The organism is Agarivorans sp. DSG3-1, assembly GCF_046774965.1.
Lineage (GTDB): Bacteria > Pseudomonadota > Gammaproteobacteria > Enterobacterales > Celerinatantimonadaceae > Agarivorans.
In genome coordinates, this window is sequence record NZ_CP177241.1 from 13922 (window position 1) to 34863 (window position 20942).

The 20942-nt window shown below is 45.4% G+C and carries 20 protein-coding genes and 3 tRNA genes; 9 read left to right on the forward strand and 14 right to left on the reverse strand.

Going from position 1 to position 20942, the window contains the following annotated elements; genetic code table 11:
* Positions 1-76 precede the first annotated feature (76 nt).
* The 3 genes from ACLD71_RS00080 to ACLD71_RS00090 all read left to right on the forward strand — a co-directional run bounded on the left by ACLD71_RS00080 (position 77) and on the right by ACLD71_RS00090 (position 3950).
* Positions 77-712 carry a GTP cyclohydrolase II gene (locus tag ACLD71_RS00080; protein ID WP_303510369.1) on the forward strand — a complete coding sequence of 212 codons (636 nt, stop codon included), beginning with the start codon at positions 77-79 and terminating at the stop codon, positions 710-712.
* A gap of 132 nt (positions 713-844) precedes the next feature.
* Positions 845-1753, forward strand: coding sequence for a DMT family transporter (locus tag ACLD71_RS00085; RefSeq protein ID WP_137671895.1), 909 nt, complete (start codon positions 845-847; stop codon positions 1751-1753).
* Between the two features lie 148 nt (positions 1754-1901).
* Positions 1902-3950, forward strand: coding sequence for a methyl-accepting chemotaxis protein (locus ACLD71_RS00090; protein ID WP_411992272.1), 2049 nt, complete (start codon positions 1902-1904; stop codon positions 3948-3950).
* Positions 3951-4026: 76 nt separating this feature from the next.
* Here ACLD71_RS00090 and ACLD71_RS00095 read toward each other — a convergent pair whose 3' ends face one another.
* From ACLD71_RS00095 to ACLD71_RS00115, 5 genes are all read right to left on the reverse strand, one after another.
* Positions 4027-4299 (reverse strand): hypothetical protein, encoded by a 273-nt coding sequence (locus tag ACLD71_RS00095; RefSeq protein ID WP_411992273.1) that lies wholly within the window; start codon positions 4297-4299, stop codon positions 4027-4029.
* Between the two features lie 97 nt (positions 4300-4396).
* Entirely contained in the window at positions 4397-5506 is a 1110-nt protein-coding gene (locus ACLD71_RS00100; RefSeq protein WP_411992275.1) for a DUF1513 domain-containing protein, read from the reverse strand.
* Positions 5496-6473: an imelysin family protein gene (locus ACLD71_RS00105; protein WP_411992276.1), complete on the reverse strand. Its 978-nt coding sequence runs from the start codon at positions 6471-6473 to the stop codon at positions 5496-5498. The genes ACLD71_RS00100 and ACLD71_RS00105 overlap by 11 nt, the downstream gene beginning before the upstream one ends.
* Before the next feature lie 9 nt (positions 6474-6482).
* A complete protein-coding gene (locus ACLD71_RS00110; RefSeq protein ID WP_411992278.1) occupies positions 6483-7880 on the reverse strand; it encodes a di-heme oxidoredictase family protein in 1398 nt (465 codons plus the stop codon).
* A 79-nt stretch (positions 7881-7959) separates the two neighbouring features.
* Positions 7960-9201: an imelysin family protein gene (locus ACLD71_RS00115; protein ID WP_411992280.1), complete on the reverse strand. Its 1242-nt coding sequence runs from the start codon at positions 9199-9201 to the stop codon at positions 7960-7962.
* A gap of 295 nt (positions 9202-9496) precedes the next feature.
* Here ACLD71_RS00115 and ACLD71_RS00120 point away from each other — a divergent pair, with 295 nt between their 5' ends.
* Positions 9497-9664, forward strand: a complete 168-nt coding sequence (locus ACLD71_RS00120; protein ID WP_154675868.1) for a hypothetical protein — start codon at positions 9497-9499, stop codon at positions 9662-9664.
* Between the two features lie 164 nt (positions 9665-9828).
* Here the strand turns inward: ACLD71_RS00120 and ACLD71_RS00125 are convergent, their stop codons facing one another.
* The 4 genes from ACLD71_RS00125 to ACLD71_RS00140 form a co-directional block, all read right to left on the reverse strand.
* Entirely contained in the window at positions 9829-10314 is a 486-nt protein-coding gene (locus ACLD71_RS00125) for a GNAT family N-acetyltransferase (RefSeq protein WP_411992282.1), read from the reverse strand.
* 77 nt (positions 10315-10391) lie between these two features.
* Positions 10392-10739 (reverse strand): RidA family protein, encoded by a 348-nt coding sequence (locus tag ACLD71_RS00130; RefSeq protein WP_411992284.1) that lies wholly within the window; start codon positions 10737-10739, stop codon positions 10392-10394.
* A 59-nt stretch (positions 10740-10798) separates the two neighbouring features.
* Positions 10799-12256, reverse strand: a complete 1458-nt coding sequence (locus ACLD71_RS00135) for an FAD-dependent oxidoreductase (protein WP_411992286.1) — start codon at positions 12254-12256, stop codon at positions 10799-10801.
* A gap of 161 nt (positions 12257-12417) precedes the next feature.
* Positions 12418-12493: transfer RNA gene (locus ACLD71_RS00140), tRNA-Trp, on the reverse strand.
* Between the two features lie 271 nt (positions 12494-12764).
* Between ACLD71_RS00140 and ACLD71_RS00145 the strand changes: the two genes are divergently transcribed.
* Positions 12765-14222 (forward strand): methyl-accepting chemotaxis protein, encoded by a 1458-nt coding sequence (locus ACLD71_RS00145; RefSeq protein WP_411992288.1) that lies wholly within the window; start codon positions 12765-12767, stop codon positions 14220-14222.
* A 1-nt stretch (position 14223) separates the two neighbouring features.
* On the opposite strand, the gene ACLD71_RS00150 is transcribed toward ACLD71_RS00145, so the two are convergent.
* The 3 genes from ACLD71_RS00150 to ACLD71_RS00160 form a co-directional block, all read right to left on the reverse strand.
* Positions 14224-14664, reverse strand: a complete 441-nt coding sequence (locus ACLD71_RS00150; RefSeq protein ID WP_303510287.1) for a TerB family tellurite resistance protein — start codon at positions 14662-14664, stop codon at positions 14224-14226.
* Positions 14665-14799: 135 nt separating this feature from the next.
* Positions 14800-14875, reverse strand: a tRNA-Thr gene (locus tag ACLD71_RS00155).
* Positions 14876-14999: 124 nt separating this feature from the next.
* The gene (locus tag ACLD71_RS00160) at positions 15000-15821 is read right to left on the reverse strand and encodes a UDP-2,3-diacylglucosamine diphosphatase (RefSeq protein WP_137671905.1); all 822 of its coding nucleotides are present in this window, start codon (positions 15819-15821) and stop codon (positions 15000-15002) included.
* Positions 15822-16006: 185 nt separating this feature from the next.
* On the opposite strand from ACLD71_RS00160, the gene ACLD71_RS00165 reads away from it, so the two are divergent.
* Entirely contained in the window at positions 16007-17044 is a 1038-nt protein-coding gene (locus ACLD71_RS00165) for a gluconeogenesis factor YvcK family protein (RefSeq protein WP_161985075.1), read from the forward strand.
* Here ACLD71_RS00165 and ACLD71_RS00170 read toward each other — a convergent pair.
* Positions 17025-17519 carry a hypothetical protein gene (locus tag ACLD71_RS00170; RefSeq protein WP_137671907.1) on the reverse strand — a complete coding sequence of 165 codons (495 nt, stop codon included), beginning with the start codon at positions 17517-17519 and terminating at the stop codon, positions 17025-17027. The two genes, ACLD71_RS00165 and ACLD71_RS00170, sit on opposite strands and share 20 nt — an antisense overlap.
* A 337-nt stretch (positions 17520-17856) precedes the next feature.
* On the opposite strand from ACLD71_RS00170, the gene ACLD71_RS00175 reads away from it, so the two are divergent.
* On the forward strand, positions 17857-18573 hold the full coding sequence (locus tag ACLD71_RS00175; RefSeq protein WP_411992291.1) for a DUF3581 family protein: 717 nt from the start codon (positions 17857-17859) through the stop codon (positions 18571-18573).
* Between the two features lie 38 nt (positions 18574-18611).
* Here the strand turns inward: ACLD71_RS00175 and ACLD71_RS00180 are convergent, their stop codons facing one another.
* Complete coding sequence (locus tag ACLD71_RS00180; RefSeq protein WP_303510280.1) at positions 18612-19085, reverse strand: Lrp/AsnC family transcriptional regulator; 474 nt, start codon at positions 19083-19085, stop codon at positions 18612-18614.
* Between the two features lie 430 nt (positions 19086-19515).
* Between ACLD71_RS00180 and ACLD71_RS00185 the strand changes: the two genes are divergently transcribed.
* A tRNA-Phe gene (locus ACLD71_RS00185) sits at positions 19516-19591 on the forward strand.
* 147 nt (positions 19592-19738) lie between these two features.
* Entirely contained in the window at positions 19739-20899 is a 1161-nt protein-coding gene (locus tag ACLD71_RS00190) for a glyceraldehyde-3-phosphate dehydrogenase (protein ID WP_411992292.1), read from the forward strand.
* Positions 20900-20942: the final 43 nt, after the last annotated feature.

Here is a 20942-nt window from a genome sequence, read left to right on the forward strand (position 1 = left end):
TAGGAATGCTTTGCATTTGGTATAATGAATTTATACACTTCGCCCTCGCCATAGGCAGTTGTAATGGAGCGCATAAATGAAGCAATCAGAAAACCCTAGCAGTATTCGCACTCGAGTCCCCTTTCAGGTGGGCCGACGTAGTGATATTCCTGCAGAAATGCTGTCATTTACCGCACTTAATAGCGACAAAGAACACGTAGCCTTGGTATTCAAAAATGCCGATAGCCAACAAACCACACCTTTAGTACGCATTCATTCAGAGTGTTTAACTGGTGATGTATTTGGTTCATCACGGTGTGATTGTGGTGAACAGCTCAATGAAGCCATTGAGAAAATGGCTGAACAAGGCGGCATTATTTTATATATGCGCCAAGAAGGCCGCGGCATTGGTTTATACAACAAGCTAGATGCTTATCAATTACAGATCAAAGGCATAGACACCTACTCAGCCAATAACCAACTGGGTTTTGACGACGACTTACGTGACTTTAGCGAAGCCGCACAAATGCTTAAAGCAATGGGCGTGTCACAGCTTAAGTTGTTGAGTAACAATCCGCGTAAACAAACCGCGCTTGAAGAAAATGGCATTAAGGTTACCGAACTAGAAAGCACTGGTGTTTACCGTAAAGTAGACAACCACTACTACCTAGAAACCAAAGCTAGCCGTGGCAAACACCGCTTAAAGCTAACCAAAGACATCTTGTCTTCTTAACGTTTCTAAGTAAACCGCAAGAATCTATAAAAAGCGCCATTCATAGCAAGCGTTTGTAATACTTCTCAGCCTAATCTTGAGACACTACACTTTTAGTCATTCTCGTTTAACGAGTGAACAAGGAGTGTTGGCATGATTGCGTTTATCTACATCGCCACAGTGTTTATTTGGGGCACCACTTGGTTAGCCATTGCCTATCAAATTGGCGATGTTCCCATCGCAAACTCCATTATGTACCGTTTTGCCATTGCCGCGTTGGTATTAATGGTGTTTCTAGTATTAAGCCGCCGCTTACAATCACTTAACCTTAAACAGCACCTAAGCTGTTTACTGTTGGGTTTATGCTTGTTTAGCTGTAACTTCATGTTGTTTTACCACGCAGCTCAATACATTCCTAGCGGGCTCATCTCAATTATTTTCTCTATTGCGACCATTATGAACATGGCCAATAGCTGGCTATTTCATGGCCAAAAGCCCAGCTTACGTTTAATCAGTGGCGGGATACTAGGCATTAGCGGCATTGTATTGCTGTTCTACCCAGATATGCGCCAAAGTGATACCGCCAGCCAACAGCTCATGGGCTTATTAATGGCGCTAGCGGGCACTTACTGTTTCTCCTTAGGCAATATGCTGTCGGCTAAGCAACAAAAACAAGGCTTGTCGGTATTGTCGGTGAATGGTTATGGCATGGCTTACGGTGCAATGTTGTTGCTGTTATGGGGTTTAATCAGTGGTGAAGATTTTGCTTTTAGCAACGAGCCCTTGTACCTAGGTAGTTTGCTATATCTAGCCATTGTAGGTTCGGTACTTGGTTTTAGCTTTTACTTAGTGCTAGTGGGCCGCCTAGGGCCACAAAAAGCCGCCTATGCTACGGTTTTGTTTCCAGTGGTTGCTTTGGGTTTATCCACCCTATTTGAAGGCTACCAATGGACACCCGTTGCACTAATGGGCGTGGCGACTGTGCTGCTGGGTAACTTGTTGGTCTTTACTAAAGGTAATCCCTTGCACCTGTTACGATCCAAGCAAGCAAAAGCGAGCTAACCGACGAACCAGCACCCTTTGCATGGCGTTAAACTGAGCTGTTGCCAAGCAGCGCAGTGAGTAAGGTCATGCTATCCGATAGTATTATTAATATTAAGAATAAGATGCACTATAATGACTAAGTTATTAATTTGCAGGGATAGCAACTATGCTTAGCTCGATCTCGATTCGCAAGAAATTATTTGTATTGCCAGTGCTACTCGCTGCAGCCATGTTAGGTGAAGTGATTCTAGTGACCAGTTCACTGAAACAAAATCACGCAGACGCCTTAATAGTAAATGTTGCTGGTCGCCAGCGAATGCTAACCAAAAAATTCTCTGCTGAAGAGTTGTTTAGAAGCACTCAAAAAGACCAACAGTTACCCGGTTTATTGGCAGCTGACAAAACCGTGGCCCTTTATCAGCAATCACTTAAAGCCCTGCTACAAGGTGGCCGAACCTTCTCCGATATAGGCATGACAAGCGCGATAGAGCTGCCTCGGCCTAATCACCAGCCGTTTATTGACCAGCTACGCCAAGTAGATTCTTTATGGAAAACGCAGCTAAGTGCTGCCGCCAGCTTGCAACAAAATCCCTCAACGCAAAATGCCGAAGCATTTCTTGCAGCCAACCATAAAAGCATGGCGGCGATGAACAAAGCCGTGTTGATCTACGCCGATCACGCTGAACACAAACTCAATAGCCTAGTGAACAACAGTATTGGTCTGGCGCTAGTCATGGTGTTATTGAGTTCAATAGTGGCGTGGGTTGTGATTAGAGATACCACCATTCCAGTAAATTCCTTAGTTGCTATTAGTCGAAAAATTAGCCGCGGCGATTTAAAATCGGATCCTGAGCTAAACAGTATCATCAGCAAAAATGAGCTTGGAATGTTAGCCCATCACATTGAGTTGATGCGCCAATCACTACAAGAAGCACTAGGTGAAATTCAACAAGCTTCTAGCAGTATTAATTTGTCGTCTAACCAAGTATCAGAGCTATCAACCCAAATAAGCCAAGCGAATAGGAACGAACAGCAGCGCTTTAGTAACATGTATGAAAATTCGCAAACGCTTGAGGAATCAACATCACGCCTCAGTGAAATTGCCGCCGAAACCCTAACCATGGTCACCCAGTGTAATCAGCTGTCCACTAACGCCTCTGCACTCGTGGGTCAAAACATCTCGATGATGACCACCACTTCTGAAGAAACCACGCGAGCCAGTAGTTTTATTCAAGAACTAAGTGGCACCGCCGAAGAAGTGTACGGCATTGTAGATTCTATTCGAGGCATTGCAGACCAAACTAACTTACTGGCTTTAAATGCTGCTATTGAGGCCGCGCGTGCTGGCGAACAAGGCCGAGGCTTTGCGGTTGTGGCTGACGAAGTACGTAATTTAGCGGCGCGAACAGGCAGCTCTACCAACGAAATTTCTAAGCTTATTACCCAGCTTACAGAGGGTGTTAAGCAAGTGGTTAATAGCATGGGTGAAGTGACCAGCAAAGTGGAACAGAGCCGCGAAACCTCTCAACAAACCGAGCAAGGCATTATTGAGGTAACAGAGAAGATTCAATTGGTGGCCGAGGCGCAGCAAAACATTGATGAACAAGTTGAGAACCAAAACCAACAATTAGCTATTCTTAAGCAGACTCAAAGTGATCTGCAAGAAATCATCGAAGAAAGCCACAACAAGTCAGAAACCTCTGCCTTAGTGGCTGGTCAACTCGCTAAAGTGGCGAATAATGTTACCGATTTACTGCAACGCTTCTCGTTAGATAGCAATCTAAAAGCAGAAACCAAACAGAAAGATGAGAAACGCAGCCACCCTCGAGTGCCTACAGGCTTACATTTTACAATGACTCAAGGCCGCGAGCGGGCGCAAGGCTTAACTCAAGACATCAGCTTGGGCGGCGTAAGCGTTATTGTACCAAGTAACTTGCCAATACAAAGCAATCAACCCTTGGTGTTAAACCTGTCGTATCTGCACAAAGGCCGCAATAAACAGTTTGATATTGCCGGTCAAATTATCGAGAAGAAAACCACAAAAGGGCAGCAGAAGTTACAACTGCATATACGATTTGAGCAAACCAATGCCCAACAGAAACTCGCCTTAGAAGAAATATTTGAAGAGCACGGCCGTAAGAGTAACTTTGAATTGTCTGCAGCTAAAGACAGCTATGTAGACCCACATACCAACGCAGTGCAATACAGCTCATAATCTATTTATTGCCCATATAGAAACGACAAAACCCGCTAGTAAGCGGGTTTTGTTTGTAAACGAGCCAACACCTAAACTAGCAGCATGAAGAAGAACTAAAGTGCACTTCAACTCTTCGCCCATTAGTTGTAGCGTGATTTAAATAGTACCAACCATATTGCTTCATCAAGCGCTCGGTTAGCTCTAAGCCCAGCCCAAAACCCAAATCATCATTATGCGTATCATCAGACAAGTTGTGGTTGATGATCACCAGCTTTTCTTGCTGCTGTTCAATCTTAACTTCTCCTGAATAAGTATGTTGAAATGCATTACGATTAAGGTTGCTAATGACAATTCTACATAAGCCCATTGGCTAACATGTTGATTGCTCGATAATTTTTCCCACAGGGACTCAGACAAGGTAACCAGAAGCGCCTCCCCCCGCAGCAAACGACATTGTTAAACTTTTATAAGGTAGCCACTATGCTAAGGTGATTATCCCATTGCAGCGCCGTGTGTTGACGTTTTAACTTATTCGATGTTTGGAGCAGCTGCCCTTGGCCGGTTGAGGCCACCCAACCTTTCTCATGCACCGCTAAACCACATACATCATCAACTTGTATTAGCTGTTGAAGCTCTCTGTCAGCTTCAGACCAGGCCGCTAGTTTAGCGCCTCGCGGGGAGCTCGCTAACACAGTGCCATTACTGCACACCACACTGCCAATATAGTGTTCAAACAAAGACCAATAATCCGCATCGGGATCTAAGGCTTGGCAGGCTTGCTCGCCTTTGTGGGAGTAGATTAGCGAGCGAACTGTTTGTTTAGGGTTTTGCCCTTGGCATGCCAGCCACACAGTATCTGTTTGCGGCGAATAACTAAGATGACGAATACTTAACTGTGAATTATCTAGGCTACGGCTAAGCAATTGCTCACCCGATTCACTGTTTAAATACACTAACGCAGGCTGCATATCATCAAGATTAAGTTTGTCTCTACCTTGAGTATGAATACCGCCTACAGCCACCACCAAACGTTTGCTCGGCAGGAGTAATAATTGGTGGGGGCCTAAACCAGCGAGTGGCCATGTTTGGCTTAGTTGCCACGTATTATCCTGTTGTAAATATACCAATATAGCCCCTTGGCTATTAGCGGTATAACCTGCGGTAACGTAAAGCTTGTTTGCATCTTCAGAGAACACCGCATGCCCGTAAAAATGCATTTTAGCTGGCGGTTCAAGCACTTGAGTTTGCTGGCCAGTTTTTGGTTCAAACATTGCGATGTAGTGACCGGGACGACGCGCGATACACGCGGCAACGGGCTGAGGAGTATTCGCTACCGCTACATAATGACCACGGGCAGGCAAATCTAGCTGATAACGCAAATCGCCATTGCTAGCCATTGCGCTGAGTTGGTGTTTACCGTGTTGCTTGGTGCAGCCTAACAATAGGTATTCTTCGGCCTGCGCGCCCTCACGCGTTAAAGCATAAGCAATGCCTGCAGGACTGAATAAACTGGCTCCCGCAGCTAAGCTCAACATCTGTTGCAACAAGCTACGGCGGCTAAGTTTAGTCGCCATCGTTATTATTAAACCCTAACTCTATCTCTAAAGCCTGCGGGATTTGATTAGCAAACAAGCTATCTAACTTGGCGAGCTTAGGCTCGGCCAATTGCCACGCCTCTAGCGATGCATTATCACCGCTGGGTTCTTGGCTTGGCATTAACGGGAGTAAGTCGTTAAATTGCCCACTCACTTGTTTAGCCAACTTTGCGTCAACACTGCTTAAGTACAGCGCTAAGTCTTGCTCGTATCTGTTATGCAGCAATACTAATTGCTCGGCCAATAATTGAGCACTAATGTCGGCGCGCCACGCTTCGCCTTGATAAGGGCGCAGACGCTGGTGTTTGGCCGAGTACATGGCGCGATACTTACGTAACATCACGCTAGTTTGTAGCCGGTAACTATTGAGTACATCGCTGCGCAGTTGAGCTATTTCTAAGGCTGCTAATTCGCTACTTTGCAGGCCACCGTGCACCTGCTCTATCGCACTAACATAGCGGCTTATTGTGCCCGGTAATAACGAGCAACGTTGATGATCGCTAATTGCTTCAAACAACAAATACTCATGAACTCTAAGGTTACTATGCGTATCGCTTAGCGGCGCTGGCGCATTAGACAAAGCCGCTTTTACTTTGCGCCCTGTAGTATCTTTTTTGTCTGGCCAGTAACTGATTGCCCAGTTTAACTTTAAGTCGACCAACGGGCCTAACGCGCTTGATTGTAACGGCAAGTACGCTAAATAATTTTGCTTCCACATTTGCTGGGTATTTAGCAAACCTTGCACGCTTGGCTCGGCGCAGTAACGTTCAACTTGTTGTTGATAGCTGTGCGCTTGCTGAAGCAAGTTAGCACTGGCTTTAGCAATACTTATTTGCTCCTGCTGCAACCATTCTGTTTGTGATGTTTTAGCATACGCGCTGGCACAACTAAGCCCCAGAACCCCTAATACGCCTAGGGTAAGGCCGCGTAAAAACTGCTTATTCATGGTCAATCCTTAGAGTGAATTAACAAACGCCACTAGCGCCTCGCGCTGGGTTTTGTCTAATTTGGCAAAGGCTTGCTTGGCCGGTTCTGCTTCTCCGCCATGCCAAACAATCGCTTCGGTAACATTGCGAGCACGCCCGTCATGCAGTAATTGGCTGTGACCATTTACCGTTTCGGTAAGCCCCACGCCCCATAAAGGAGGGGTGCGCCACTGCTGCCCGTTGGCAAGGTACTCGCCACGGCCGTCGGCTAACTCTGGTCCCATATCATGCAACAACATATCGGTATAGGGGTAGATAATTTGCTCGCTTAATGCAGGTAAGTTATCACGCTTGGCGGTAGTAAAACTGCGTTTATGACAACTATCACAACTGACTTGGCTAAATAAGGAATCACCCAACGCCACTTGCTCGGCATCTTCAATACGGCGTTTAGGCACGGCTAAATGCCGAGTATAAAACTCAACAAACCCCAGTAGCTTGTTGCTCACCTCTGAGCCATCGGGATCTACGCCCGAGGTCGCCTTCAAACAATCGGTTTGAGCAGCAGTACAATGATCTTTGCTGAACAACAAACTCGTAATGCCTATGTCACCATTAAATGCCGCGGCGTTTTGCTGCATCAAGTTCGGTTGGCCGGCCTTCCAACCAAAACGACCAAGGGTGAATTGTTGCTGCTGCGCATCCCACACTCGGTTGGCAAGGCCTCGAATGCCATCGTTGTTGCTGTCATCTGGATCGGCATTGGCCAGTATGTCTTGCTCGCGAATACTTTCTAGCAAACCCAAACCAATCATTGGGGAGGCAATACGTGGCGAGAACATGGTATCGGGGTGCATCTCACCATAACCCAGCTGATCTACTATCAACTCAGGGTCACGTAAGGTAATGCTACTGCCATCGGCAAAGCTAAACGGTTTGTCGGTATAGGCAAAACGTACTCGTGCTTCTGGCTTAATGCCAGGGTTGGCTTGGTCTTGAATTTGGCCGCCATAAGTTGGCTCTGGCACCACTCCGTTTTGTGCCTCTGTGGCTATTTGTTCGTCGCTTACTGCGGGAATGCTAATGCGCACTAACATCGACACCGCGTTAGTAGCACCAACCGGAGCTGGGTGACCGCGGCCGTCTTTAAGGTGACAGTTCTGGCAACCATTAGTATTAAACAGCGGGCCTAAGCCATCACGCGCAATGGTAGTGGCAGGCGCGACTACCCAAGGGTTACGGAAGAAGCTGTTACCAGTACTAAAGTTAAGCCTACCTTCAAAGTCTAAGTTGGCGGCGGGCAAGGAGAAGGCATTTTCGTCGATGCGAGTAGTAGTGGTATCACCACCAGGCTTTTTAGGATTGGCAATGCTGCTAAAGCTGGTTGCTAGCAACACTAAGCCAGTTGTTAATAGAATATTTTTCACGCTCACTCTCTCCCAAGAATGGTGGAACAAAAACCACGAAAGGGAGCTTATGCTCCCTAATATTATTGAATGCTATTTTTTAGAATTCGTGGTCTGCGGTATCAGGATTCAGGTTCTCAATACCTAATACTTTTGCACTGGCTTCAATGGCGCGTGTTTGCTCCACTAACGCTAAGATGGTGCCATTAATTAAGGCATGACCATCAGTATTGCTGGCGGCGATCAACTGATCAAAGTAGACACCGCTTTGTTCGGCGCTAGCCACTAACTTGGCAGTTTCTGCCATAGACTGATTAAACATTTTGGTATTGCTGGCTGCAACAGCCGAGTCTTTTTGTTTTACCAAATCGTTCAAACTTGGGCCACTTAAGGTAGAGCCGTCTAAACGTTTGAACTGACCAAAGTAAACATTACTAATACCTTGGTTATTGTAGTAGTGCGAGTTGTGAGTATTGTCGCTAAAGCAATCGTGCTCATCTTCGGTTGAGTTGGCTTCTAGTGCAACTTTCATGCGCTCGCCCGCTAGCTCGCCCAAAGACAAACTGCCCATACCAAACATCATACGGCGTAGCGCTTGCTCGCTGGGCTCAGCTATCAATTTAGTTTGGTAATCGCCGCCTTTTTGCCACTGCTTGCTCATCCAGCTTAAGTCATCAATTAGCAGTTGAGTCACTGCCGCTAAGTAAGCCGCACGGCGTTCACAATGGCCATTGGTACAGGTGTCGCCTTTAGCGTAATCGGTGTAAGCACGCTCGCCCGCTCCTGCTTTAGTGCCATGTAAATCTTGGCCCCAAAGTAAAAACTCAACCGCATGGTAACCAGTGGCTACGTTTGCTTCAGACCCAGCCAACTCGTTTAGAGAGGCTAATAGATCTGGAGTAATATTCGTTAAATCAACGGTGTCTTCGCCCACTTGCAAGCTAGTGTTTGCCACAATGTTGGCGGTGGCGCCAGGGTTGCCCAACTCATATTGGTAGTCTGTTGCTACATAGTCGATTAAACCTTCGTCTAGCGGCCATGCATTAAGTTGTCCTTCCCATTCGTCAACCATTGGGTTACCAAAACGAAATACTTCGCTTTGTTGGTAAAAACGACGAGCATCTAACCAAGCTTGCTTAGCAGCATTTAAAGACTGTTCTGACGGGGCGTTAATTAGCTGCTGAGTAGCTGTTTGCAGTGTTACTGCGCTGCTGAGTGAATCGCTGTATACCGCGTGGGCTAACTCAGCATAGTGCTCAACAACATCATTTTGTTTTACCTCAGCGTAAGCGATATTTGCTAGCAATACTGAAGAACCGAGTACAAGTTTAAATAGACGCATTGTCTTCCTTTTCAAAATGCATATGAGAATCGTTATCATTATGTTTACCATTAAATGAAAGTAAACAAAAAAATGCATATTTGTGAAAATTAGTTAAACACTGATCCAGATAACATGCCGCAAAAACACCATAATGATGTAATTAAATTGTCATATAATTCTCGTTAAATACCCGCGCACAGTTAATTTGCTAGCAGTAAACGAGCGAAAAACACTAAGGCCAGTGAACATTTTTGCCTTAACGCCCGTTCTTATTAGTCAGTTCAACAACTTACTTGAGGGTAATTGAGATAGTATGAGCACGCTTAATGGAAAGCAGTTTTGGAAAGCATTACGCAAAAAAGGCATACCACCTTCTGTTTTTGCGATGAAAGCCAATTGTTCGTTAAACAGTGTATATAACTTGAAAGAGCGCAGTCATATTCCAGAAAAATTTGCGCTAGTGTTAGAACGATTTGCTTAGGTTTCACCTAGTGTTGTTGATAACGCGTAGAGCCTTAGACTAAGCGCAGAACAACATGCAAAAAGTACATGTAAACGCCTTAAGATACGGGTTTATAACATTGCTAGGCAATGTTATAAACCAACTAAAGTCCTGTTAAATAAGTACTATGCCAGCCTTAAAAACTATAAGTTCAAACACATAAATTTGCTATTAGGATCTTCGCTGTAATCAGCAAACGGCCCACAAAACTCAAAGCCATGTTTCAAGTACAAACCATGGGCTGGTACAAAATAGTCCATAGAACCGGTTTCAAGACTGAGTCGCTTAACGCCGCTGGTTTTTGCTTGTTCAATAAGGTGCAGTAGCACTGTAGACGCCACTCCTTGGTTCTTATAAGCGGCAGATGTTCGCATAGACTTAATCTCAGCATGCTGTTCATCAAGCTGTTTAGTGCCCCCGCAACCAGCCAGTTTGTCACCGTCCCATATTGTCCAAAACTGCACACTTGGGTGTTTTAAGCCGGATAAATCTAGGGCATGCACACTCTCTGGTGGCGAGGTAGCGTGCATATCATTAAGGTGCTCTTGCAGCAGCGCAATAATTTGTGCACCAGATAAATCATCAAGTTTAAGAGTAAAGATAAACGCTTCCTTGTGCTTGAGTGACAACAAGCCTTAATTTACAAAACCATTATTAATAAGCCAAGTCATTCAGCCCATTAAGCCAATGGGCCACTGAATGAAGGCTATACCGCTGCGGTTACCGACATCTCTACCAATATTTCTTCGCGGGCCATATGGGCTTGCACACAGGCGCGTGCTGGCGGGGTAACGTCGGCGACCCATGCATCCCATACTTTGTTCATTTCGGCAAAATCGTCCATGGTTCGCACGTAAATAGTTACGCTAAGCAATTTAGATTTGTCGGAACCCACTTTGGCTAGCAGCTCTTCCACTTTTTCTATGGTGGTTCGCGTTTGTTCGGCAATGCCATGGCTGGTGTCTTTAGCCACTTGGCCACACAAATAAACGGTGTTGTTGTGCACTACCGCTCGGCTCATGCGGGCTTTACTCTCAAAATGTTGAATAGACATGGTTAGCTCCTTATTAAAAAGGCTAGCAGTGCTAGCCTTTGTTTATCTTGTTCACTGCCTTAGCGAGCTAAAGACAACGGGTAATTGCGTTGCGCTGCCAATTGCTCGGCTAGCGATAAAACTTGGCTATAGGCCAAGCCTTGGGTGCTGTTTAATTCATTTAAGGCTGAATGCGCAAGTTTATCACCAAGCAATCCCAAATCACGGATGTTGTCGATAATTTGCTCGGCGGCGCTTAGGGCTGAAGAAAACTTAACAATCTCGGTACGCGCATAGTGGGTTTTATCAAAAGATACACTAGCTGCACGCAGGCTTGGATCACTACCCGGTATTTGTTGTGCGCCAAATAGTGGCCGCCCAGCCACACTTGCATCACTAAAACTCGGCAAGTAACGCGACATATGTTTTACCGCCTCGGCGGTACGCTGTTCTACTTCTTCAGTTTGCCAGCCTTGGGTTAACTTACGCGTAAGCATTGGGCTTAACTCTGGCTGAGCACTACTCTCGCTAGACTTTACCAAACCACCTTTAAATAAGGTGATGGTGTCGGTCATACCATGTAGCTGAAATAGACCATCTGGGTAAGGTGTTAGCTGTGCCATGCCGTTAGGTGTGCCACGCTCGCCGTGCACAATTAGCTCTGGCCAACGGCCTTGTTGGCTGGGCCAATTAGCTAAATAAGCGGCCTTAAATTCGACCATGCGACTGCGGCTAAGTTTGGCCATATCGTCGATGCTGCCACTGCGGTAACCACAGGCATTAATCAGGTAATCTACTTCTATACTGTGGTTGCCCTGCTCGCTTTGGTAATCCACTCGCCAGCGTGGTTTATCTCCTTTGAGCTGTTCGATGTGCGTTACTTTTGATTGGGTATAAACCTGGCAATTGGGCAGTTGCTCAGTCGCCAGTTTTACCATGGCTGCTACGCGCAGCAAACTTAAACCGTATTCCTGCACTTGTACAAAAGGAAACTTAAATGCCGATAAATCGAGATGTTTAGCCACTGGGATCATCCACTCATCCATTGACTGTGGCTGCTGCGGCGTTTCTCGTGTGGCTAGCTCTTCAAGCTGCTGTTTATTGTATAAACGGTAGTAATCTTCAGCAGGGCCAAGCTTTTGGTTTTGTGGATCGCTTTTAATAAGCTGCGCATAGTGAGCTTGCACCTTACGCAAACGTGGCAATAGCGCCTCTGGCTCACCAGGGTCGTTGCTCGGCACACTAATCACGGTGGGGCGCAGATTGACCGCATGCGGAAACACCCGCAAGGTATTAATTGATTGCTCAAGCAGCTTAAGGCATTGCTCGTCGGAGATTTCTCGGTACAGGTTACCGCCGGCATGTAAATGGCAAGCCGGAGGCCCATTCACTAAGCTGGGACCCGCTTCAAACAGACTAACATTGGCGCCCAACTCAGCCAGCTTAAGCGCTGCTGCTGAACCGGCGATTCCACCACCTACTACGGCGACTTGAGGCGAAGTTGAATTATTCGCCGTCACAGGGTGAGCTTGTATCACTAAATTTCATCCGCAAGTGAAAAAAACTATAACGTGATTATTCTAACTGCCGATCAGTGACATTGAAATACAATTAGCACATTTGGTTTGGGCTAAACGTTAGAAAACATAAGAGAAAGCAGATATGAAAAAGGCCAGCTAATAAGCTGGCCTTTAAAATTTGGCAGGGGCGGAGAGATTCGAACTCCCAACATTCGGATTTGGAATCCGACGTTCTGCCATTGGAACTACGCCCCTGCAACGGAAACGAATTATACATAAGCCAGTTTAAAGGTAAAGGGCTTATCTCGTGCTTTTGTTTAAGTGGACAAAGAAGCAACACTTTCTGTTCAAAATCAGTGAAAATGCTGAAAATTCAGTCAAAAAAATTCAAACAGCAGGTTAGCTGTATATTTTTTAACTCACGCACATTTCACCTCTATGCATGTTGCGTTTTTGTTAATGCACTTTCAGTATCGCTAAGTGGACAGACCTGTTTTACCTCACTCACTACACTAAGAGCCCAATTATGCTAAACCCAGTTGAGATATACGGACATATCTTTAAACCGCGCAGCGCTATTGCCGAGGATCAACAGCAAGCGATTAAGACTCTGTTGTTTTACTTATTTTTTGGTTTATTGGTCGGTATTTACAGCGCCTTTAAATGGCAGAAATATGAGCACCAAGCGCTGATATTTAGCTCTTTGGCGTTGATTGTTATCGCCCTTGTGGCAAGTGGTTTATTGCGCGCAGGCTGGCACTATTTGCTGGTAGGCAATTTGGCCTTAAGTGGGATGGTATTGCATGCCATGAATATCATCTATCAATCGGGTGGCTTGCTTGACTCTCCCCACTTGTATTGGCTACCCACCCTCTCTCTACTGAGCTACCTTGCCACAAACCGCTTATGGGGCAATGTATGGACAGCCATATTATTCTGTTTAGGTTTGGCGATGTTGCTTGCTCATTTTAACGGGGCGAGCTTTCCGCAGATGCAATTGCCTGAAAAGGCGATGACCATTGAGTTATTCTCAGGCTTTCTATTACCGCTGTTATTACTGTGGATAGGCCAAAACTATGCATTACGCTTGCGCGATCAGGCCTATCAACAAGCCAAACAAGCACAGCTGACCAACCAGAATATCGCCCAAGCCTCTGAACATTCTAAGCACCAATTACAACAAGTGGTGGAACACGCCAGCGATAGCTCGACCCAGTTAGTAAGTTCGGCTACGGATATGTCGAGCACAGTGCAGGAAATGAACAATAAAGCCGCTCAAATTGCCCAAAGTTCAGCTGATCAACATCAATCTATTAGCCAGATAAACCAAAACCTGTCTCAAATGGAAAAAGTATTAGCGCAAGCTAACCAAGCTACCGAGCAGTTATTAGGGCTTTCTCAGCAAGCATCAGGGAACGCTGAGGAAAGCGCTCAAGCGATTAGCCAAACCGAGCATTCAATGCAAAAAATCCTCAGTAGTAATCAACAAATAAACAGCGTGACCGACATTATTAGCGACATTGCCAATCAAACCAACCTATTGGCGTTAAACGCTGCGATAGAAGCAGCCCGAGCTGGCGAGCAAGGGCGTGGGTTTTCGGTGGTAGCCGACCAAGTAAGAGAGCTAAGCCAGCGCAGTAGCCAGTCAACTCAGCAAATCCGCAGTTTATTAGAAACCTGTTCCGCTGATGTGCAACAAGGTCACCAAGTAGTGGAACAAAGCGGCCAAATTCTGCATAACATTATTACCCTGGTAAAAGATATTTCAGAAGGCGTAGGTCAAATGGCTCAAGTGATGCAGCAGCAAGCGGTAACAGTGGCAGAAATTATTAATGTGAGTTCGCAGGTATCTGATTTTAGTCAGCACAACTCAAAAAGCAGCTCTGCGCTGCTGGACAATACCGAACAGCTCACTGACATAGCCAACCAATTACAGGATATGGCCAGCCAACTACACCAAACTGTAGCCAGCCACCAGCGCTAAATTAAGAGGGCTGAGCCGACATTTTAGCTTTGAGATAGTCACTGTGGCTTAAGTAGATTAAATCTGACACTTGGCGGATGAGCGCTTCTTCTTGAGGGTCAATCACCCCATCGGCGTATGCGACTTTCCACAGTGCTTCGGTAAACAAATAGCGCTGTTGGTAATCGAGCTCTTTAACGTGGCGGGTAAAGTCGAATACCGAAATGGCTTGAGTAGCTTGGGTCTGCGCTTGAATAAACAAGTTCTCTGCTTCTTTGTCTGTTAACTCAAACAAGCGCTTTATCTTGCGCATAATCACCGCAGATTCACTATTGCTTTGTTGATTATCACTTTGGCTTAGTTGCACCAACAAAATGGTAGCAGCTAACTCTACATTGGGGGCATTTTCGTCTGCAGAGCCATCAATTGTGGCTTGCAGCAATTCTTTAAGCGCCTTTAGCATCGGGCTTCCTATTAACCATCATCAAGTCTTGCGAGCATAAACCACCGCTTAACAAATGCCAAATGACTAAGTGAAGATCAAAACTAAAACGCCAGAAACGAAAAAGCCTCGTCATAAGACGAGGCTTTAAATGGATGGTGCCGATTGCCGGAGTCGAACTGGCGACCTACTGATTACAAGTCAGTTGCTCTACCAACTGAGCTAAATCGGCACACTGTTGGTACTGCTGATACGCTGTATCGAGCGAGCGCTATTAAACGGATTTTCATGGTGCTTGTCAACGCTCAAAGCAAAAAAAATTGCACAAAGCGCTCAACTGCCAATTAAATAATCAATTAAGCCACTTTTTCAGCACTTAAGGCTTGTGCTTGCGGCTCAGCTAAGGCAACAGCCACCAACTCCACAGTGGTTTTTAATCGGTCGTCCCAACGGCGTAACTGTAACTGACCATCCATGGTTTCACATAACAGGGTACAGTTTTCTATCCAATCGCCGTCGTTGGCGTATACCACACCCTTTTGAAGGCTTAACTCAGGGTGATGTATATGGCCGCAAATTACCACATCTACGCCTTGCTTAACGGCCTCATTCACCACGGCATCGCGGTAACGAGCGATAGCTTCAGTGGCTTTAGCAATTTTGCTTTTGATGTAACCGGCTAACGACCAGTAGGGATACCCCATGGCGTGACGAATTTTGCTCGAAGAGCGATTAAGGAACAATAAGAAATCGTAGAGGTTATCGCCTAACTTAGCGTAAAAGCGACCGAAGCATACTTCTTCATCAAATTGGTCACCGTGCACCATCAATATCTGCTTACCCGTAATGCTGGTGTACAAATACTGCTTGCTCACTGTCACGTCGGCGAGATCCATACCGTCGTATGCCTTAAATAATTGATCATGATTACCGGGGATATACACCACTTCACACGCGCTTTTGGCTAAATTCATTAAGTGCTGCAACACTTGATTGTGAGATTCGGGCCAATAAACTCTGCGCTTAAGCGCCCAAACATCCACAATATCTCCCACTAAGAAGATACGTTTCGCTTTAGTTTGTTGTAACAGTTGCAGCAGCATTTCGGCTTTGCAGTCTTTACAACCAAGGTGAATATCTGAAAGCCATAAGCTTTGATAGATCTGTTTAGTAGCCATACGATTCGCCAAACTATCCTTGTTAAGGTTAATCTAAGAGGGATAGTTGACCAAAAAGTGACGCTTTGATTGCAAGACTATGACAGAAATATCATTGCCAAGTTAAACGCCTTTGTTTAGTGTACTAAACTCAATTAGGCTACCTAGTAGCAAATTGGATTGCGACCAAGATCTCGGAGTAGATAGTGACACCTAATTTTCCACATCGCCCTTTGTCCATTGCCACTATTGGCGGCGGCAGTGGCCACTTTGTACTGCTGTCGGCACTGAGAGATGCCGATCACCTAGCGATTAGCGCCATAGTATCAATGACCGATAGCGGTGGCAGCACAGGGCGCTTACGCGATGAGCTAGGCATACTTCCTCCAGGCGATATTCTTAAGTGCGTATTAGCACTTTCTCCTTACCGAGAGCTCGCCCGTAAACTCCTTTTAAAACGCTTTACCAAAGGTAAACGCTTATCAGGCCACAGTGCTGGCAATATGTTGTTAACCATGTTGTCTCAATACAGTGGTTCGTTTTCTGAAGGCATTCAAGGTTTAGCCCAAATGCTAGATGTTGAAGGCGAGATTCTGCCCGTTACCATTGATAAATCCACATTGGTCGCAGAGCTAACGAGCGGCGAGCGTATTTTTGGTGAAAGCGCTATCGATTTACCCCGCGGTGACCAGCGCGAAAAAATCGCCAATGTATTTTTAGTGCCCCATCACGCAGAACAAGTACGCGTATATCCTCCGGTTATTGAGCGCATCAATACGGTTGAAGCAATTGTATTAGGCCCTGGCGACCTATTTACCAGCATTATCCCTAATTTATTAGTACCCGGAGTAAAACAAGCCATTGTAAACAGCAAAGCAAAGCTGGTGTACGTGAGTAATATCATGACTAAGTTTGGCGAAACCGATGGCTATAATTTAGAGCACTTTATCTCTGACTTAGAGCATTACCTTGGCCGCTCACTTGACGCTATCGTAGTAAACAATCACATTCCCAGCGATGAGATGATCGCTAGCTACAATTTAGAGCGCGCCCAAGTAGTAGACGTTGAAGATTTGAGTACTCTTCAGCAAAAGTACCAAGTGATTTACGCAGATTTAATTGATGAAGACAGTGACATAGTGCGCCACGATTCTGCCAAGCTGGCCTGTGCTTTATTACCGTATTTAAATGGCTTGAAAGACAATACCTTATCCTTAGTTAAAGCTAGCGGAACTGAGGGCTAAGGCTAGTACCTCCCGCAAAAGCTGAATCAGGCATTCGCTGTATTAAACCATCTAGCTCGTTGAATACTGGGCGTAAAGCAGGCTCATACTTACCTTGCCAGCGCCACATCCACACATCTTGCCCTTGAGTCCATTGAATCAGCTTTTCGTTGCCCTGCTCACCCCAATTAGGCGAAGCAATTTGCTTGGGAACTTGAGTTAATAGCGCATAAATGTCTGAACAGACCAACATAGAAAGCTGCTGTACTGATTCACTGGTAGCAATTTGGTCGTTAAAGGTTTGGCGTAGCGAATAACGGAGGTTCTCGCAATCAACATTAAGCGTAGTGCTGCCATCAGGGCGATGAAACACGAAACTTAATTGGAAAGCGGGCGCATTTTTATCAAATAGCGCCACCCAGGTAGTAGCCCCACTGACCAATACAATAACTGCACCCAATACTAGCGTTCCCCAATAGCGTGACTTCTTTGCCATACCTTGCTCGCTCTCTTCCCTGATAGTTTGAAATTATCATCGAGGTAAAAACGCCCCCCCGAACACCACCCTTTTAATGTGGTTACTGTGTAAAGGTAGGGCAGAAAGAGGGTCTTGAAAAGCCTTTTTTTGACAAAAGACTCAATTTATAATTTTATCTCCTTGTGGATAAATTTAATTAAATGAATGAAAAGAACTGCTTACTAAAAGTGCTAAAAGTTGGTGCAGAATATTCAGCGATGAAAAAAATAAAAAAAAACTTTTATACTGATATGACCACCCTATGAGTAAATTTTGCTAAAATCGCCGGTCGCCGAGTTAAGCAAGTGAATCGAATATGAATTTAAGCCAATATTTTAGCCGTGAAGATCAACAGTTTGTTTTTAGTCGACAACAAGCCTGTGACTTCGCCAAAGGAGTCGCGAACGACTTCAACGCCATTCACGATGCAGACTCGTCACGCTTTTGTGTGCCGGGCGACTTATTGTTTTCAGTTATGCTAAGTGAACTAGGTCTTAACCAAGATATGCAGTTTACCTTTGCAGGGATGGTGACAGATGGTGTCCCACTAAGCATCAAGCAACAACAAGATGCTTGTCAGCTCGTCGACCAGAACGACAAAGAATACCTACAGCTCACCCGCAGCGGTGACAACTTAAAAGACCAAGCCATTATTGGTGACTTAATTAAAGATTACGTGCGCTTTTCTGGCCAAAATTTCCCGCATATTCTGGTGCCTCTACTGGAAGAACAAGGCCTAATGCTCAACCGTAAACGCCCTTTAGTCATATACGAGAACATGAGTTTACATTTTGAACGCTTACCCACTTGTTCCCCTCAGCTTGAATTTGCTGGCGGTGAGTTTATCCCTAATGGTAAACGCGGTGTTGCCATACTTAAGTTTGTGATTAGTGAAGCGGGCGAAACCATTGGCACCGGTCAAAAACGCATGGTAATAGGCAGCTTACTGCCTTATGAAAAAGCTGAAAGCGATATTCTCATCGCCAACTATGATGGCTGCCGCCAAGCCTTTCTAAAACGCCAACAAGGCTAAGCTAAACAAGTAAAAATATAAAAGCGCTTCTGGCGCTTTTATTTTATGTGCGATAAAGGCAATGCGGTATTGTTTAAGACTTGCTGTAATACAAAGCTTGAACGCACACCTGTTACTCCGTCTATACGAGTCAGTTTACCCAGTAAAAAGGCTTGGTAATGATCCATATCCGGTACCACAACTTTTAGCTGATAATCTGCATCGGTACCGGTAACCAATACACACTCCATCACTTCTTCGTAAGCGCTGATGATCTTTTGAAAGTTTTCGAAGCGCTCTGGTGTATGCCTATCCATAGAGATATGAATATAGGCGGTAAGGTTTAAATTAAGTTTCTTTTCATTGAGCAGAGTAACGTGCTTGGCTATAAGCCCAGCATCTTCAAGGGCTTTTACTCGCCTTGAACAAGGCGAAGGCGATAAACCTATTTGCTCCGCCAACTCAAGATTACTAATCCGACCGTTTTTTTGCATCAGGTCCAAAATCTTTTTGTCGGTGCGATCTAAGCGCATTTATCACCTCATCATTAACGTCCATTAAACTTGAGGTTTATTTCACCTCATTATCGGAAAATAAACAACAGTTGTTGCTCAATAAGCTTATATACCAACAATCTTAGCAAACACTCGCCCCCTATATTTAATTACACTAATCACAGTGAAAAATACAAGGGAACAACAACAAGCTTACCCGTTTGCTTGTGACTAACACGCTCACTCAGCATGTTAAGCCCACTCTAAAAGGCATTTACCCAATGTCCGCTAAGAGAGCAGTGATTACCCATCACCTACGTATCCAAACTAAACAAAGGCGGCCTAGGCCGCCTTTTTGTTTAATCTTTTAGCAGTTGTTGTACGGCATTTAGCCGATGCCCAATTATTTCATTTTTTTTACCATTTTCGGTTGACTTAAACCGGTAAAATTCGTTTAATAGCGCCCGTCGCCCGGATAGCTCAGTCGGTAGAGCAGAGGATTGAAAATCCTCGTGTCGGTGGTTCGATTCCGCCTCCGGGCACCACCTTTAAAAAGCCTGCATTTATGCAGGCTTTTTTCGTTTCAGGCCTGCAAACTCTGGCGTTAATTTACGCTATCGCTTTAGCTTTCATCTCGCTACACTCTACCTAACTGTTTTCAGTGAAACGCTCACTATTTCAAGGAATGAAATATGCGCCTACCCGCAATACTTAGCTCAATACCCTTGTTGTTCTCAATGGGCAACGCTCACGCCGATTTTTTCGAGCAGTTTGTTGATCCCACCGACGGAAGAATGGATGCCAGCCAATGGCTAATGGACAATGCTGTGGGCTTTTTACCGGTGCCTATCATTATTACCGACCCCGCGGTGGGTTACGGTGGCGGCCTGGTTTTGGCATTTTTCCATGAGAATGAAGAGCGCCAAAACAATCTCGTTGAAGATGAAGATCCCAATGCCCCCCTCAAACTAACTCCCAGCGTTTCAGGTTTACTTGGCTTAGCCACAGAGAACGGTACACGCGGCGCTGGCGCTTTTCACATGGGTATATGGAAACAAGACACTATTCGTTACATTGGCGCTATCGCTGGGGTAGATGCCAATATCGACAGCTTTCGCTTACCGAGTGATGGGATTATTGGCGATATACCGATTAGAGTGAACCTTAAAGGCACTTATTTACTTCAACAAATCCGTTTTCGTTTAGGTGATAGCCCTTGGTTTGCAGGCGCAAAATACTCGTATTTAGACAGTGATAGTGAATTCTCTATCGGTGAATTACCTGATTACTTAAAACCACAGTTAAGCATGAAAGATGGCGGCTTAGCCCTATTGCTTAACTACGATACACGCGACAACTCTTTTAGCCCCAACCAAGGTTTATATGGCAACGTAAGTTACGCCAAGCATGCCGAGTACTTTGGCGGAGATAAAGACTACGCGATTGCCTCTGGCGAGTTTTCAGGCTTTAGCTATTTAGGTGGCAAATTTCAAGGTTCAGCGAGGCTTTCGGCATCGAGTGCCCATGGTGATACACCATATTATGCCCTGCCCTTTATTGATATGCGCGGTATTCCAGCCATGCGCTATCAAGGAGAGCGCATGGCAACCTTACAGGGAGAACTGCGCTACGACTTTGATGCGCGCTGGTCAGGGGTAGTATTTGGCGGTCTAGGCCAAGCATTTAATGCAGAGCAACACTTAGGAGATACCCCCAACCGCTATGCCAAAGGCATTGGCTTTCGTTACTTAATGGCAAGGCGTTTTAACTTACGCACGGGTATTGATGTCGCTCGCGGCCCAGAAGACACTACCGTTCACTTTATAGTTGGTGCAGGTTGGTCTGATTTTTAAACTAAAAAGCACCAAATGTTGACTTTTTGTTAACAACAAGCTC

What these genes read in the sequence shown, in the direction of transcription:
- ACLD71_RS00130 (WP_411992284.1), bottom strand. Translation starts at nt 10,739, where the DNA reads ATGTCTATTCAACATTTTGAGAGTAAAGCCCGCATGAGCCGAGCGGTA.
- ACLD71_RS00095 (WP_411992273.1), bottom strand. Translation starts at nt 4,299, where the DNA reads ATGGGCTTATGTAGAATTGTCATTAGCAACCTTAATCGTAATGCATTT.
- ACLD71_RS00090 (WP_411992272.1), top strand. Translation starts at nt 1,902, where the DNA reads ATGCTTAGCTCGATCTCGATTCGCAAGAAATTATTTGTATTGCCAGTG.
- ACLD71_RS00175 (WP_411992291.1), top strand. Translation starts at nt 17,857, where the DNA reads ATGAATTTAAGCCAATATTTTAGCCGTGAAGATCAACAGTTTGTTTTT.
- ACLD71_RS00160 (WP_137671905.1), bottom strand. Translation starts at nt 15,821, where the DNA reads ATGGCTACTAAACAGATCTATCAAAGCTTATGGCTTTCAGATATTCAC.
- ACLD71_RS00100 (WP_411992275.1), bottom strand. Translation starts at nt 5,506, where the DNA reads ATGGCGACTAAACTTAGCCGCCGTAGCTTGTTGCAACAGATGTTGAGC.
- ACLD71_RS00150 (WP_303510287.1), bottom strand. Translation starts at nt 14,664, where the DNA reads ATGCTAAAGGCGCTTAAAGAATTGCTGCAAGCCACAATTGATGGCTCT.
- ACLD71_RS00105 (WP_411992276.1), bottom strand. Translation starts at nt 6,473, where the DNA reads ATGAATAAGCAGTTTTTACGCGGCCTTACCCTAGGCGTATTAGGGGTT.
- ACLD71_RS00080 (WP_303510369.1), top strand. Translation starts at nt 77, where the DNA reads ATGAAGCAATCAGAAAACCCTAGCAGTATTCGCACTCGAGTCCCCTTT.
- ACLD71_RS00115 (WP_411992280.1), bottom strand. Translation starts at nt 9,201, where the DNA reads ATGCGTCTATTTAAACTTGTACTCGGTTCTTCAGTATTGCTAGCAAAT.
- ACLD71_RS00180 (WP_303510280.1), bottom strand. Translation starts at nt 19,085, where the DNA reads ATGCGCTTAGATCGCACCGACAAAAAGATTTTGGACCTGATGCAAAAA.
- ACLD71_RS00085 (WP_137671895.1), top strand. Translation starts at nt 845, where the DNA reads ATGATTGCGTTTATCTACATCGCCACAGTGTTTATTTGGGGCACCACT.
- ACLD71_RS00120 (WP_154675868.1), top strand. Translation starts at nt 9,497, where the DNA reads ATGAGCACGCTTAATGGAAAGCAGTTTTGGAAAGCATTACGCAAAAAA.
- ACLD71_RS00170 (WP_137671907.1), bottom strand. Translation starts at nt 17,519, where the DNA reads ATGGCAAAGAAGTCACGCTATTGGGGAACGCTAGTATTGGGTGCAGTT.
- ACLD71_RS00190 (WP_411992292.1), top strand. Translation starts at nt 19,739, where the DNA reads ATGCGCCTACCCGCAATACTTAGCTCAATACCCTTGTTGTTCTCAATG.
- ACLD71_RS00145 (WP_411992288.1), top strand. Translation starts at nt 12,765, where the DNA reads ATGCTAAACCCAGTTGAGATATACGGACATATCTTTAAACCGCGCAGC.